At 64.6% G+C, this 13,258-nt stretch carries 14 protein-coding genes; all 14 read left to right on the top strand.

Features of this window, described 5'->3' with window-relative positions; genetic code table 11:
* Window positions 1-6: 6 nt before the first annotated feature.
* From SGR02S_RS01680 to SGR02S_RS01615, 14 genes are read left to right on the top strand one after another with little or no spacing between them, the layout of a single operon-like run.
* A complete protein-coding gene (locus SGR02S_RS01680; RefSeq protein ID WP_067105289.1) occupies window positions 7-579 on the top strand; it encodes a type IV conjugative transfer system protein TraE in 573 nt (190 codons plus the stop codon).
* Window positions 579-1,337, top strand: a complete 759-nt coding sequence (locus tag SGR02S_RS01675; RefSeq protein WP_067105288.1) for a type-F conjugative transfer system secretin TraK — start codon at window positions 579-581, stop codon at window positions 1,335-1,337. Before SGR02S_RS01680 ends, SGR02S_RS01675 begins: the two co-directional genes overlap by 1 nt.
* Window positions 1,330-2,670 (top strand): TraB/VirB10 family protein, encoded by a 1,341-nt coding sequence (locus SGR02S_RS01670; protein ID WP_067105287.1) that lies wholly within the window; start codon window positions 1,330-1,332, stop codon window positions 2,668-2,670. The genes SGR02S_RS01675 and SGR02S_RS01670 overlap by 8 nt, the downstream gene beginning before the upstream one ends.
* A complete protein-coding gene (locus SGR02S_RS01665) occupies window positions 2,667-3,581 on the top strand; it encodes a DsbC family protein (RefSeq protein WP_067105286.1) in 915 nt (304 codons plus the stop codon). Before SGR02S_RS01670 ends, SGR02S_RS01665 begins: the two co-directional genes overlap by 4 nt.
* A 4-nt stretch (window positions 3,582-3,585) precedes the next feature.
* Window positions 3,586-4,398 carry a TraV family lipoprotein gene (locus SGR02S_RS01660; protein ID WP_067105285.1) on the top strand — a complete coding sequence of 271 codons (813 nt, stop codon included), beginning with the start codon at window positions 3,586-3,588 and terminating at the stop codon, window positions 4,396-4,398.
* Window positions 4,398-6,941 carry a type IV secretion system protein TraC gene (gene traC / locus SGR02S_RS01655; RefSeq protein ID WP_067105284.1) on the top strand — a complete coding sequence of 848 codons (2,544 nt, stop codon included), beginning with the start codon at window positions 4,398-4,400 and terminating at the stop codon, window positions 6,939-6,941. The genes SGR02S_RS01660 and traC overlap by 1 nt, the downstream gene beginning before the upstream one ends.
* A 29-nt stretch (window positions 6,942-6,970) precedes the next feature.
* Window positions 6,971-7,363, top strand: coding sequence for a hypothetical protein (locus SGR02S_RS01650; protein WP_067105283.1), 393 nt, complete (start codon window positions 6,971-6,973; stop codon window positions 7,361-7,363).
* The gene (locus SGR02S_RS01645) at window positions 7,360-7,767 is read left to right on the top strand and encodes a type-F conjugative transfer system protein TrbI (protein ID WP_067105282.1); all 408 of its coding nucleotides are present in this window, start codon (window positions 7,360-7,362) and stop codon (window positions 7,765-7,767) included. Before SGR02S_RS01650 ends, SGR02S_RS01645 begins: the two co-directional genes overlap by 4 nt.
* Window positions 7,754-8,278, top strand: a complete 525-nt coding sequence (locus tag SGR02S_RS01640) for a S26 family signal peptidase (protein ID WP_067105281.1) — start codon at window positions 7,754-7,756, stop codon at window positions 8,276-8,278. The genes SGR02S_RS01645 and SGR02S_RS01640 overlap by 14 nt, the downstream gene beginning before the upstream one ends.
* Window positions 8,275-8,922, top strand: a complete 648-nt coding sequence (gene traW / locus SGR02S_RS01635; protein ID WP_082796883.1) for a type-F conjugative transfer system protein TraW — start codon at window positions 8,275-8,277, stop codon at window positions 8,920-8,922. Before SGR02S_RS01640 ends, traW begins: the two co-directional genes overlap by 4 nt.
* A 53-nt stretch (window positions 8,923-8,975) precedes the next feature.
* Complete coding sequence (traU, locus tag SGR02S_RS01630; protein WP_291549028.1) at window positions 8,976-9,947, top strand: conjugal transfer pilus assembly protein TraU; 972 nt, start codon at window positions 8,976-8,978, stop codon at window positions 9,945-9,947.
* Window positions 9,944-10,708, top strand: coding sequence for a type-F conjugative transfer system pilin assembly protein TrbC (trbC, locus tag SGR02S_RS01625; protein WP_067105278.1), 765 nt, complete (start codon window positions 9,944-9,946; stop codon window positions 10,706-10,708). Before traU ends, trbC begins: the two co-directional genes overlap by 4 nt.
* Window positions 10,705-12,432 (top strand): conjugal transfer protein TraN, encoded by a 1,728-nt coding sequence (locus SGR02S_RS01620; RefSeq protein ID WP_067105277.1) that lies wholly within the window; start codon window positions 10,705-10,707, stop codon window positions 12,430-12,432. Before trbC ends, SGR02S_RS01620 begins: the two co-directional genes overlap by 4 nt.
* The gene (locus SGR02S_RS01615) at window positions 12,413-13,258 is read left to right on the top strand and encodes a conjugal transfer protein TraF (protein WP_067105276.1); all 846 of its coding nucleotides are present in this window, start codon (window positions 12,413-12,415) and stop codon (window positions 13,256-13,258) included. The genes SGR02S_RS01620 and SGR02S_RS01615 overlap by 20 nt, the downstream gene beginning before the upstream one ends.

The following is a 13,258-nucleotide window of genomic DNA, read 5'->3' as shown; positions in this document are numbered from 1 at the left end:
ATATCCATGTTTGCCGACATTTCACACGAGCGTCAGCAGTCGCTGCTGCGCCAGCGCAACCTCTTTGCGCTCACCAGCGCCGGACTTGGCATTGCGCTCGTCGTAGCGGTCAGCCTTGCTGCCACCCGCGACCGCGAAGTCGTGCTCCTGCCAACGCTCCCCAAGCAGCTCACTGTCAGCAGCGCGGGGGTCGAGGCCGACTATCTCGAACTCGTGACCCGCGATGCCGCGCTCGTTCTCCTCAATCGCAGCCCCGAGGGTCTCGACTACTGGATGGACGAGATCCTGAAGCTCGCCGATCCGGCAAGCTACGGACGGCTAAAGGCCGATCTCGTGCGGATTGTCGAAGAGCAGCGGGGTTCGGACGTCACCCAGGCCTTCGTCATCCGCTCGATGACCGTCGACCCCAAGGGGCTGACGTCCGACGTGACGGGGACGCTCAAGACGTTTGTCGGTGCCCAGGTCATCGCGAGCGACGAGCGCCGTTTCCGCTTCAACTGGACCTACCGGGGCCTGCGTCTCGCGCTGTCAGGCTTCAGCCAGTTGCCCACCAAAGACCCAACGAAGGAGGCCCAGTGATGGCTTACCGACGCAAGACGCGCGCGTGGAGTCTGGCTCTTTGCGCCAGTACCATGCTCGCATTCTCAGGGAGCGGCGCCGAGGCCGCCGACCAGTTCAAACAGGCTGCAGACGGAGCGAGCATCGAATGCGCTGTGTCGGCCCGCGAGCTGACGCGCTTCGCGCTGGTCGATGACCAGTTTGCCAGCGTCTCGAAGATCTCGACCGGCACGCCCTACAACGATTTTGCGGTCACCAACGAACCGCTGCGCGGCGACATATACGTGTCGGTGCCCGAGACCTATGCGGCGCGGTCGATCAGCTTCTTCGCCACGACCAAGAAGGGCTTCGTCTACAAGGTCGCGTGCCGGGTTGAGCAAATTCCAGCGACCCAGGTCTTCGTCACCAACCCCACGATCGCGAAGAACCGGGCTGCGGATTGGGAAAGCCAGACCCCGCTCGAGACCAGCGCCGTCAGGCTGATCCAGGCCATGGCCAACGACCGGACTGTCGATGGCTTCGAGGTCCGCCAGAGGGCCGCCATGCCTGCCCGGGTCGGCGATCTCGAAGTCCAGCTCATCGCTGATTATCGCGGCGCCAGTCTCACCGGAAAGGTGGTCCGCATCCACAATCGCGGGTCGAAGCCGGTGACGCTGGCCGAACGCGATCTCGCGCCCCGCGACACTCTAGCTGTCTCGATCGCCGAGCCAAAGCTCGAGCCCGGGACCAGCACCACGGCCTTTGTTGTCGGCGCAAACGCGGAGACCGGCCATGACTGATGCAGCTAATACGCCAAGCCCTGCCCCTCTGCAGGCCGAGAGTGCGGCGCCATCCGAACTTTCCGGGCTCAACGCCCGCACTGCGCGCCGTCAGAAGCTGCTGCTGGGCTCGCTGGGAGCGCTCGCGCTGCTGGGCGGGAGCTGGTTCATCCTTGGCGGTGACGACAAGGCCAAGACCGGCGATCCCAATGCGGCGCAGACGATCGACACGGCAGGTCTGGTCAACCGCGATCTGTCACAGCGCGAGTTCGTGGCAACCTATGGCAACCGGCTGGATGCGGTCACACGCGAACAGAAGGCGCTGAAGGATGGGAGCATCCCGCGGACGGAGATCGAGGCACAGCTCGCGGCTCTCAAAGCCGAAAACCAGGCCATGCGGGTCGATGGGCAGGCTGCGATTGATGCCATCTCCGCAGAGAATGCTGAGCTGAAGACACGGCTTGCCGCTCAGCCAGCGACGACGGCACCCGCTGTACCGCCACCGGCCTATGGGCCGCAGGCAGGCGGTTATGACGCGCGGGGACGTTCGCCTCAGCCCAGTGCTGTGGCCGCAGGCGGTGATCCGCAGGGCGGCATGATCCCGTCCTCTGGCGAGGTGAAGCTGATGAGCTTCAGCTCCGACAAGGCGGCAAGCAGTGGTCTCAGAGTGGGTCGCCCCGATGCCCCGCCGGTCGTCGTCGAGGACTCGCCTGATTACCTGCCGCCCAATTCCTATGCGCCCGCCCGGGTGATCGTCGGCGTCGACGCCTCGGCGGGCGTCGCCAGCCAGACCGATCCGCTGCCCGTGGTGCTGAGGATCACGGGGCCTGCCCGATCCGTCATGCAGAACGGGAAAGTTCTGACCACCCGGATCCAGGGCTGCGTTGTGAACGGTGCAGCGCGCGGGGATCTCAGCAGCGAGAAGGTCTATGTGAAGCTCGCGCGCATGACCTGCGATCAGCCTGGTGGCCGGGTCGCGGTGAGCGAGGTCAAGGGCTTCATCAGCTTCGCTGGCAAGTCCGGGGTGCGCGGTCGCGTCGTGAGCCGCGAAGGCAGCCTCGTCAGCCAGGCATTGCTCGCCGGGATCGTCGGCGGTTTCGGGCGCGGCTTCTCCGCAAACGCCAACAGCGTGTTCTCCGGCGTCACGACCAACCCCGACGGCAGCCGCTCCAAGCTGTCCGCCGGCGACATCCTCGGTGGCGGGCTTGGCCAGGGCGCCGCCGATGCCGCCGACACCGTCAGCAAATACCTGATCGAGCGCGCCGAACAGTACCAACCCGTCGTCGAGATGCCGACCGGCATCGATGTCGAGATCGTGTTCCTCGACGGCGTCTACGTGAGGAACTCCCAATGATCGAAAACAATCTCCTTGAGCAGGGCAATGGTCGGCGCCGCTGGTTGCGTGCCAGCGCAGGACTGGCAGCAATCATCGCCTTGTCGGCCGCAACCGGATGGGCGGTGGCAAGCCTTGCAGCCCCCACTGCCGCTCCGGACATGGCGAAGGTGCGTGAGGCACTGAAGCTGCGGCTGCCCAAGACCCCGATCGACGCGATCAACTGCAAAGGCCTTGGCGGTTTGTGCGAGGTCGCATCCAAGTCGACGCTCTTCTATGTCGACCGGGCTGCGAAGTATCTGGTGATCGGCCGGGTCTATGACATGGAAGCCCGTCAGGATCTGACGGCTGCACGGCTGCTCGCCCTCAATCCGGACCTGCTGGCAGCAGGGGCAGCACGGCGCAGCAATCCCGAAGCGCAAGCGGATGGGAACCCAAACCCATCAGCAGCTTCAGCCCGGAACGCTGAACCGCGGCATGTGCAGCTTAGCAAGCTTCCATCAAATGGCGCGATCACCTGGGGCCCTGCCAATGGTCCACGTGTCGTTGTCTTCTCGGACTTCCACTGCGGCTACTGCAAGAAGCTTGAGGCAGAACTGAAGGCGATCGGGGCGCGGGTCGAAGAACGGCCGATCTCGATTTTCGGCGCAGAGAGCCGCCGCGACGCCGAGCGGGTTCTGTGCTCACCTCGTCCCGAGCTGGCGCTGCACATGGCATATTCGGGTCTGGCGCTCGCCAATCCCAAACCCTGCGACACGAGCGGCCTCGATGCCAACGAGGCCTTCGCCCGGGCACACGGCTTTGGCGGCACGCCGGTGATCGTGCGCCCCGCCGATGGCGCCGTTCTCGAGGGTTTCCGGCCTGCTGCAGTGCTCCGGGAATTCCTGCGCCCAACCTCCACCCGGGCTCCCACCCCAGCTCCGAAAGGATAACCCCATGCGGTTTCCATCACGTCTTCTTGTCTGCGCCTGCCTTGCCGGCTTCTCCAGTGGCTGCGCCACGTTCGGCACCAATGTCGAAGGTGACTTCACCTGCCGGGCGCCCAAGGGCGACTGCGCACCGGCCCACGTCATCGATGCCAAGGCAACGAACATTCTGTCGGCGGGCACGACGCCTCATGCCGAGACACGCTCCCGGTCGGGCGTGGTGGAGGCTGACACCACGCGTACGGCGGAGCGGACCCTGCGGGTCGTCTTCCCAGCGCATGTCGATGAGGCAGGAACGCTCCATGATGAAGCGGTCGCCTGGACAGTCGTCGACAACCCGCGCTGGGCAACCGAACTGCGCCGCAAGGCGGGTGAGGACAAGAGCGGGGCCGTCATGCGCCAGGTCCGCCGGCAGTTGAAGGCCGCTCAAGCTGCGTCGGCACACGAAGCCGCAGACGGACACTCGAATGCTACCGTCGATCTTGCATCGCCCTATTCATCCGCGCCCACGAACGGGACCAGCACCCTGGAGACCCCGGGCGCTGATGCCCTCAGTTCCGAAAATGCAGTTTCAGATGCCTCGCCGCTGGTCCTCCCCTCCACGGCGCGCGAGGCCGTTGCCGGTGCCAAAGCACCGGCGGTCGAGGGGTTCGACACGCCGCCTCCCCCGCGTGATCGGACCCCTCGGCCAGAGGCGCGGCACAGCGCTCCCGTGTTCCCCAGCGCCGCGGCGATTGAAGCAGCGAAAGCTGCGATCCGCCCCGCAGCCAGGGCCGGTGAACAGCCGATAGCCAGCACCCCGCAGCCCGAGGAACCCAAGTAATGGCCGAGCAACTCAAGTCCGTCATTGATCGGCTGCTTAGCGGATTGCTGGGTGACGCCGAGCACGTCGAAAAGCCCCGCCCCCAGCTGATGGTCGACATGCTGTCCGACTGGCTGCCCTACAGGGTCTATGATCCGGCAACGCGCCTGTACTTCAACGCACGCTCGAAGGGCTTTGTCCTCTCGGTCACGCCGCTGATCGGCGCGGACGAGCGCACAGGGGAAATCCTTGGGCAGTTCTTTTCGGAAGGCTTGCCAGCGGGCGCCTGCCTGCAAGTGCTCCACCTTGCGAGCCCGCGCATCAGCAGAATCATCGCCCCGTGGTTTGCGCCACGGTACATGCAGGGCGGCGTGTACGAGGCGATTGCCCGTCACCGCGCGCGGCGGCTCTATTCGCTCGTCTGGGAGTCCGGCTCTGCGGACGCGCCGTTCCACGCCCGTCACCACCAGGTGATCGTCTCGGTCGGTGTGCCGACGTCAAAGTCGGTCAGCAATGAGGATCTCAAGCAGACCCGCGAGGGGCTGATGGCGATGCTCAAGTCGCTCAACCTCGGCGTGGTCGAAGTCGGTCCCGAAGCGCTGATCGCCGTCATCGATGATCTGACCTCGCCCACCACCGCGCCGCAAGACGATGCTGTGCCCTATAACCCGAACGATCCGATCGCCTCCCAGGCGATCCGCCACGACATCGAACTGGTCGTGGCAGAAGACCGCATGCGCCTCTTGACCGAGCGGTTCCGTCCCACCGGCAAGGTCAATGACGGGGTGCCCGAGATCGGGACCGTCTATCCCGATGCTTTCGATGTCCGGCATTTTGCAGTCCGCAACATGCCGGCGCGCTGGGCCCCGTGGGAATGCGCGCGGCTGATCGGCGACCTGTTCACCGACAAGCTGCGCTTCCCCTGCCCGGCCGCGACCATGCTGTGTCTCGTCTATCCCGACCAAGAGGCTGCATCGGCGAAGGCCGGCTTCAAGTTCATGCGCACGACCAGCCTCGCCGGAACCCGCAGCGCCCGGTTCCTGCCCCGGATCGGCGAACAGGCCGCCGAGTGGCAACATGTTCAGGCCGAGCTCCAGGAAGGCCGCCGCCTCGTGCGGGTGTTTTATGGCGTGACGACCTATTCGCCGCTTGGCCAGGGCGACCGCCACGAACGCGCGATCAAGTCGATCTACAAGGCTGCAGGCTGGGATCTCACCGACGAACGCTACCTTCAGATCCAGGGACTGCTCGCCGCCATGCCGCTGACGCTTGCCGACGGGCTCGGCGCCGACATGGAGCGGCTGAAGCGGTTCAAGACCGTCCTGTCGACTACCGCGGCCAATATCGCGCCCATGCAGGGCGAGTATCTCGGCAGCGTCCACCCCCACCTGCTGTTCGTCGGTCGGCGCGGCCAGCCCTTCTTCTGGTCGCCGTTCGAGAACGAAGCCGGCAACCACAATGTCGCGATCTGCGGCAAGTCGGGATCGGGCAAGTCGGTGCTGCTCCAGGAGATGTGCGCCGCGCTGCGCGGCGCAGGCGCGCAGGTGGTCGTGATCGACGATGGCCGCAGCTTCGAGCATTCGGTCAAGCTGCAAGGCGGCCGTTTTGTCGAGTTCACGATGAAAGCGGGCTTCTGCCTCAACCCCTTCTCGATGATCGACGCAGCCCGCGCCGCCGAGGACGAGGATTATCGCCTCGACTGCTTCGGGATGATCAAGGCGATCGTTGGGCAAATGGCCCGCCACAGCGCGAAGCTGACCGATACAGAGCGCGGGCTGATCGACCGGGCGGTCAACATGGTCTGGGCCGAACACGGCGCTGCAGCCACGGTCACGACCGTCGGCGAGATGCTCGGCAATCTTGGGCATGACACCGCGACCGATATTGCGACCGCGCTGGCCCCGTACATGGCGGGAGGGACCTACGGCGCCTTCTTCGAAGGCCAGGCCAGTCTCGACCTCGATGCGGATTTCACCGTGTTCGAGATGTCCGACCTCGCGAGCCGGGAGGATCTGCGCAGCGTAGTGCTCTCCGCGATCATGTTCATGACCAGCCAGGCGATGACGCGCAGCCCAAGGTCGCTGCGCAAGCTGCTGCTGATCGACGAAGCATGGTCGATGCTGAAGGGCGGCTCGATGGGTGAATTCGTCGAAACCTATGCCCGCACCTGCCGGAAATATGGCGGGGCGCTTGCGACAGCCACCCAGTCGCTCAACGACTACTACAAGTCCGACGGGGCGACGGCAGCGCTGGAGAACAGCGACTGGATGCTGATCCTTCAGCAGAAGCCGGAGACGATCGCCGATTTCAAGGCGAGCAAACGCCTCGATATGGACGATCGCACCGAGACGCTGATCCGCAGCCTCAAGCGCTCCGGGAGCGACTATTCCGAGGTGTTCATCAAGGGGCCGGAGACCGAGGCGATCGGACGGCTCGTGCTCGACGACTATTCGGCAACGCTCTTCTCGAGTTCGCCCCAGACCTTCGCCGCCATCGATGCCGAGATCGCCCGCGGCCACCAGCTCGCCGATGCCATCGAGCGCATCGCTCATCCCAATCGCTGACACCTCTTCATCAAAGGATCTCTATCTCCATGCCTCTCCACCTCGTCACCCCGTTCGACCGGACGGATGCGCCCGAAGACGAACAACCCCTATTCCCGTCGGTGCCGACCTGGCGCTCGCGCATCGCCGATGGCTGCTACATCGTGCTGCGCGGTAGTCTGTTTCTAGGCTCGTCCTATCTGATGGCTCTGGGCCTGCCGCTGCTCTTCTTCCTGCTTCTATCGGGCGGCAATCCCGACGCCTTCTTCGCCCATGTCGCCAATCTCGGTGATCGCTTTTTGGCGGCGGATTTTACTCGGCGCGTCACATTCGTCGATCAGTGCAAGTTCGTTCTGATCGGTCTCGCCACGCTCGTCGTCGTGTGGCGCATGCCGCGCTTCATCCGTGATCTCGACCGCGAACTCTCGGGAGAAAAGCTGTGAGGAACATTCTGGCAACATCCAACCTGCGCGGGCGGCTGGCATCGATCAATCTCACCGCTGTCGTGCTCGGCGTCGGCATGATCGGGCAAGTCCTGTGGGGCGTCTGGACGACCGACAAGGTGCTCACCCTTGAGAAGCGCGAGGTCGTGACGGTCCAGCTGAGCCGGATCATGGGCGACTTCATCGAAGCCGAAGCACGATCTGGTCGTCCTCCGGAAGAAACCAGGCTGCGCGTGCAGGCCTACCTCAAGGCCGTGGAAGCCTCGGTGCAGCAGCTGGGCCGCGAAGGCCGCACGGTCCTCGTTGCCGAAGCCGTGGTGGCCGGGAGCACGCCGGACCTGACGCAATCTGTGCGCGCCGATGTTGTGCGCCGGATGGGAGCCATCCCCGATGCTGCCCGCTGATCGCCTGATCCGCTCTGCGTCCGCGCGCCGTCTCGTGCTTTGGGGCGGGCTTGGCGCCGGGGCGCTGGCACTCTCCTCGCTCGCCGCCTTCGCTCAGGGCCACGCGCTCATGATCAACGTGAGCCCCAGCCTGCCCTACTGGGCCCTCTGGGTGACGCGCGGGGCGGCCGTGCACCGCGGGGATATCATCCTATTCGATCCGCCTGCTTCCTCGTTGCTGGTGAAGCATTTCGGAGCGGCGCCGAAACCGTTCGGTAAGCGGGTGAGCGGCGTGCCGGGCGACATCGTCACCGAGCAAAACCGCACCTACTTCGTAAACGGGCAGGCTGTCGCAAAGGCCAAGCTCGCGAGCCGCCTTGGTGAACCCCTCGCGCTCGGCCCGACGGGCCGCGTTCCGAAAAGCTGCTATTTCGTCACAAGCGAACACAAGGACGGTTTCGACAGCCGCTACGCCGCAATCGGTTGGATTTGCGGCCCACGCATTCTCGGGGTCGGGAGGCCGATCCTGTGAGGCTCCTTACCTTCCCCATATGCGCCACTGCGCTGGCGCTGGCCATAGCGCCAGAAGCAATGGCTCGCGATTACGGTCAGAACGGCACGGTCTGGCCAGTCATCGAACCGGACCTGCTGCAGCAGATCCATGCCAGGCTTACGCAGCTCGAGAAGACCGGCGAGACCGCCCGCATCAATGAGGAGCTGAAGCGGCGCACGATCGCCCGGGTCAACCGGCCAGAGCCTGTCGCAGGTCTCTCCCTCGCTCCGGCAACACGCAGCTGGCGTTTCGATCCGACGATCACCGTCGAGCGCGACATTGCCGACGACAAGGGCCGGGTCATCATTGCCGCAGGCACAAGGGTCAATCCGCTCGATACCGTGCCGCTGCGGGCTCCGCTCGTCTTCCTCGATGGCGACGACCCGGCACAGCTCGCCTGGGCCACCCGTCGCTATGCCAGCACAAAGGCCAAACTCATCCTCGTGGCCGGCGCGCCGCTCAAACTCATGAAAGCCCGCCAGCGGCGCTTCTACTTCGACCAAGGCGGCACGCTGGTGAAGCACTTCGGCATTCGCGCAGTACCGGCAACCGTCGAGCAGCAGGGTCGCGCGCTCCTCATCACTGAACAGCCGGTCACTCCCAACGAGCGGGCGCCATCATGAGCAGGAAACATCGCCTTCTGTCATGGCTTTGCGGAGCACTTCTGCTCGCCAGCATGAACATCATCTCAGCCGCTCCAGCCCAGGCTGCGGCCGGTCCCGGCCGCTGCACCGGGAAGTTCGTCAATCCGATCACGGACATCTGCTGGTCGTGCCTTTTCCCGATTTCGATCGGAGGCTTGAAAATCTGGCCGTCAAGTCGGCCCGACACCAGCAACCCAGCTCTCCCCGTTTGCCTCTGCGGTTTGCGGCCCGGTATCGCCATGGGGTTCTGGGAGCCGGTCCGGCTTGCCGACGTCAGCATGAAGCCTTGGTGCTTCGTCAATCTGGGCGGGATGAAGCTCGATCCTGGGTTCGACATCGGCTTCAAGTCGATGGCGGGGCCATCTGCAGTTGGCGGCAATACCCAGTACAACTCGCAGTGGCATGTCCACTGGTATGCCTATCCGCTGATCTACTGGATGGAGATCGTTGCCGACTTCCTGTGCCTCGAGTCCGGCTCGATCGACATCCTCTACATCACCGAAATCGATCCGCTTTGGCAGGACAGCGAACTCACCGCGATCATCAACCCCGAGGCGGTCCTGTTCGCCAATCCGCTGGCGCTTGCGGCCTGCGCGGCCGACTGCGTGGCGGCAACGGCCAAGCTGCCGACCGATGAACTGTTCTGGTGCGCGGGCTGTCAGGGCACGATGTATCCGCTTAACGGCAATGTCTCGGCGACCATTGGCCATGTCCAAGCCTCGCGGCTCGCGCTCGCCCGCTTCTCCTACAAGCTCCACCGCGAGCTCGTCGCCTGGGGGACGATGGGGAGCAAGGGGCTTTGCGGCAAGTACCTGATGCCGGTGATGCGCAAGCAGCAATACCGCTTCCAGGCCACCAATCCCAATCCGCAGACCAAGGGCCGCTACGCCTGCGCGCCCATTGGTGCCTCCACCACCTTCATGTCGGCAGGCCAGGTCTATCCCGCCATTGGCGAGGACATGGGCTATCTGGTCTGGCGCAAGCGGAACTGCTGCGCACTATGAAAACCATTCCTCATCTCATTGTGATCGCCTCGCTTTCGAGCCTTGCCGCTTTCGCTGGCGCGTCGGCGCAGACGGCCGAACCGGACCTTGATGTGGCGGCCATCCGGGCACGCGCCAGCGCTGGCGCCAGTGATGCCGACGCGCTCTCTGCCAATGCTCGCGCAAGGGCCGAGGCGCTGGCGCGGGAGGCCATGACAAGCACCAGCGAGGCCGAGGCGCACGCTCGCCGCTTCACCCGTGAGGCCGCCGCAAGTGCTAAGCACGATCCGGCCAGCACCTTCGACTTTGACCGGATGGTGGCCGATGCCGGCACCATGACCAGCGAAGGCATGGGCGATGCGCCAAGGTTTATAGCCTTTGCTTCGCTCTCGATGCCGCCGGCGGCGTTACGGGCAATGATCGACGACGTGGCCAAGGCCGGCGGCATCGTCGCCCTGCGCGGTCTGCCTGGCAACAGCGCCAAGGCTCTGACGGACGCATTGGCAAAAGTCGCAAAGCCCGGCGAGCAGCTGGACGGCGTCGGTATCGACCCGCGGCTTTTCCGTGCTTTCGGGATCGAGACCGTGCCCACCTACGTCGTCACCAGCAGCGACTTCGATCTGTGCGACGGGTTCGATTGTCGGACGCAGGTCCCGCCCCACGACCGGATGAGCGGCAATGTCAGCGCAGCCTACGCCCTTGAGACCTTCGCGCACGGCGGCGGCCCCGGCGCTTTGCTCGCGGCCCAGCACCTCGCCCGTCTTGAAAGGCAGGATCCATGAAACGACCAATCCTCTGTCGCGCAGGCGTGTTCGCGCTCCTGCTCACCCTCGCCGGACCGCTTCACGCCCAGACAACAACCGATGCTGCCAAGGCGGACGGCAAGGCATTCGGGCGAGACAAGGCGGCATCCGCGCAAAGTGCGGCAACCACAAACCCGGATGCCAGTCGCATCCCCAATTTCGGCGGCACACCAAGTCAGTCGGGCTATTTCGACGATCCGGACCGGATGAGCCGCGAAGCGGCTAGCCAGGCCACCACCAGTACCGGCTACAAAGCCATGCGGGACTCGATGGACCGGCGGGCCCAGTTTGCCCCTCAGGATCTCGATGCGACGATCGCGCGCAGCAATGTAATCAGCGATGATCCGCTCGCCTATACAAGCGGGATGGCCATCGGCGGCACGCAAGGACGCTGCGTGCCCTTGCCGCCGGCCAGCGGAACCGCAGCGCGCTACATGGCAACCTGTAATGTCGGCTACACCGCCAGCCAAGAAACCCGGACCTGCCCCGTGACATTGACCGCGCGGGTCGAGCAACGTCAGGTCTACGGCTACTATTGCGTTGGCGGCAGCGGGGTTGACCCGGCTTCGGTCTACAACTGCAACCGCTACCCCGCGCCGCAATGCACGGTCACGCAGTCCTATCCGATCAACCTGTGCGATCCCTATTTCGGGATCTACTGGGGCTGCAACTCCGGCGATCTGAGGGTTGACCTCGTCAGTTGCACCGCGCCGGTCGAGGGCGCCACGCCCTATACGGTGACGGGCGAGAACGTCGTCACGACGACACGCGACGAAAGCCAGTGCGCTGGCCTCGCAGCCGACAGCTCATGTCAGCAGGACACTGAGACGTGCACCGACAGCGATCCGGTGACCCGCATTGTCGATGGCATCGCCGTGACGCAGCCTTGCTGGGCATGGAGCCGTAGTTACAGCTGCGCACAGTTTACCGAGGCTCAGGACTGCCAGACACTTGAAGACACCCCGGGCTGCAAGCTCGTGCGCGAAGACTGTCTTGCTGGCGAGCCCTGCCGCACCTGGGAGCGGGTTTATGATTGCCCGGTTCCGGACCAGCCCGCGAACAGCAATCAGTTCATCTGCGATGGCGATGTCTACTGCATCGATGGCTCGTGCGAGACCATCCAGCGCGAAGCCAATGACGAGTTCAAGGACGCGGTTGTCGCGTTGAACGCGATGAATCAGGCCCGCCGCGAATTCGATCCTGACAATCTAACCCTGTTCAAGGGGACCCGCGAAAGCTGCTCCTCGAAGGTTTTCGGCATTCTCAACTGCTGCAAGGGCAAAGGCTTCCCGCTGATTCCGGGCATCCAGCTGCTCGTGGCACTGGGCTGCAGCCGCGAGGAGATGCTGCTGCATCAAAAGGACGCACAGGGTCTGTGCGCCTACGTCGGCACTTATTGCTCGTCCTCCTTCCTTGGCGTGTGCCTGACCAAGCGGAAGGTCTACTGCTGCTTTGAATCCAAGCTCTCGCGGATCCTGCAGGAACAAGGCCGCCAGCAGCTGAACAAGCCCTGGGGCAAGCCGAAGACGGAGCAATGCTCCGGGTTCACAATCGACGAGTTCGCCCGGCTTGATCTGAGCCGAATGGACTTCAGCGAAGTCTATGCCGAGTTCACCGACGCCGCCCGCCTGCCTGATGAACTGCAGGCCACCCAAGAAATCCAACAGAAGATCGAGGACTATTATGCCCGCGCACGCCAATAAGGCCGCGTGGCGGCTGCTTGCCGCCTGCGCGATTGCCAATGCCGTTTGCGTCCTTCCGTCCGCAAACGCGCAGACGGCCACCACCCAGACCGATGCGCCACCACGCGCCGAGACGAGCGAGCGGCAGGACAGCTTCTACTGCGAGGAGCGCCGGCTTGGGTACTGGTTCTACTGCAACCGGCCCAAGCCGCCGGAACAGCAGGCACCCGCGCCGGCTGCGAGCGCCACGAGCCAGCTTGACGCAATCACGGCGACCTTGCGGGAGCTCAAGGCCAAGGCGATCCTCGAGCCCACGCCTGCTAATGTGACGGCCTACATTCGGTTCCAGCGCGCCCAGCTCGACCGGGCTTCACTCTTCAGCGACGTCTGGCAACGGGCGATCTGGCAGGATCCCGAGCTCGACTACACGCTGCAGCGCCCGGTTTCGACGCTCGGCAAGCGCCAGTGGCAGGATTCGCGCAGCGCGGAACGGAACGCGGCAATGGCGCAGCTCTCCGATCGCTACGGGCTCTTCTACTTCTTCGCCCAGAGCTGCGGCGCCTGCGAGGTCATGTCGCCGATCGTACAGAGTGTTGCCTCGACCTGGCATATCGCTGTCCGAGCGATTTCGACCGACGGCGGCCCATCGCGGCATTTCCCGAATTACACGGTCGAGACCAACCAGCGCACCCGCATGGGCCTGGAGCCCAAGATTACGCCAGCTGTCGTGCTCTGGGACGCCCTGACCGGCCGCCCTATTCCGATCGGCTACGGCGTGATGAGCGCCGACGAGCTTCAGGACCGGATTTACCTCCTCACATCGAAGGAAGCTGGACGTGACTACTAG

The sequence above is a fragment of the Sphingopyxis granuli NBRC 100800 genome, assembly GCF_001591045.1.
In the GTDB taxonomy this organism is placed as follows: Bacteria; Pseudomonadota; Alphaproteobacteria; order Sphingomonadales; family Sphingomonadaceae; genus Sphingopyxis; species Sphingopyxis granuli.
This window is presented reverse-complemented; position numbering and strand designations above follow the sequence as displayed.

Excerpts from the sequence above, each read along its gene's own strand:
- SGR02S_RS01660 (WP_067105285.1), top strand. The coding sequence starts at position 3,586 with ATGCGGTTTCCATCACGTCTTCTTGTCTGCGCCTGCCTTGCCGGCTTC.
- SGR02S_RS01620 (WP_067105277.1), top strand. The coding sequence starts at position 10,705 with ATGAAACGACCAATCCTCTGTCGCGCAGGCGTGTTCGCGCTCCTGCTC.
- SGR02S_RS01665 (WP_067105286.1), top strand. The coding sequence starts at position 2,667 with ATGATCGAAAACAATCTCCTTGAGCAGGGCAATGGTCGGCGCCGCTGG.
- SGR02S_RS01615 (WP_067105276.1), top strand. The coding sequence starts at position 12,413 with ATGCCCGCGCACGCCAATAAGGCCGCGTGGCGGCTGCTTGCCGCCTGC.
- SGR02S_RS01670 (WP_067105287.1), top strand. The coding sequence starts at position 1,330 with ATGACTGATGCAGCTAATACGCCAAGCCCTGCCCCTCTGCAGGCCGAG.
- traU (WP_291549028.1), top strand. The coding sequence starts at position 8,976 with ATGAACATCATCTCAGCCGCTCCAGCCCAGGCTGCGGCCGGTCCCGGC.
- traC (WP_067105284.1), top strand. The coding sequence starts at position 4,398 with ATGGCCGAGCAACTCAAGTCCGTCATTGATCGGCTGCTTAGCGGATTG.
- SGR02S_RS01675 (WP_067105288.1), top strand. The coding sequence starts at position 579 with ATGGCTTACCGACGCAAGACGCGCGCGTGGAGTCTGGCTCTTTGCGCC.
- SGR02S_RS01680 (WP_067105289.1), top strand. The coding sequence starts at position 7 with ATGTTTGCCGACATTTCACACGAGCGTCAGCAGTCGCTGCTGCGCCAG.
- SGR02S_RS01650 (WP_067105283.1), top strand. The coding sequence starts at position 6,971 with ATGCCTCTCCACCTCGTCACCCCGTTCGACCGGACGGATGCGCCCGAA.
- trbC (WP_067105278.1), top strand. The coding sequence starts at position 9,944 with ATGAAAACCATTCCTCATCTCATTGTGATCGCCTCGCTTTCGAGCCTT.
- SGR02S_RS01640 (WP_067105281.1), top strand. The coding sequence starts at position 7,754 with ATGCTGCCCGCTGATCGCCTGATCCGCTCTGCGTCCGCGCGCCGTCTC.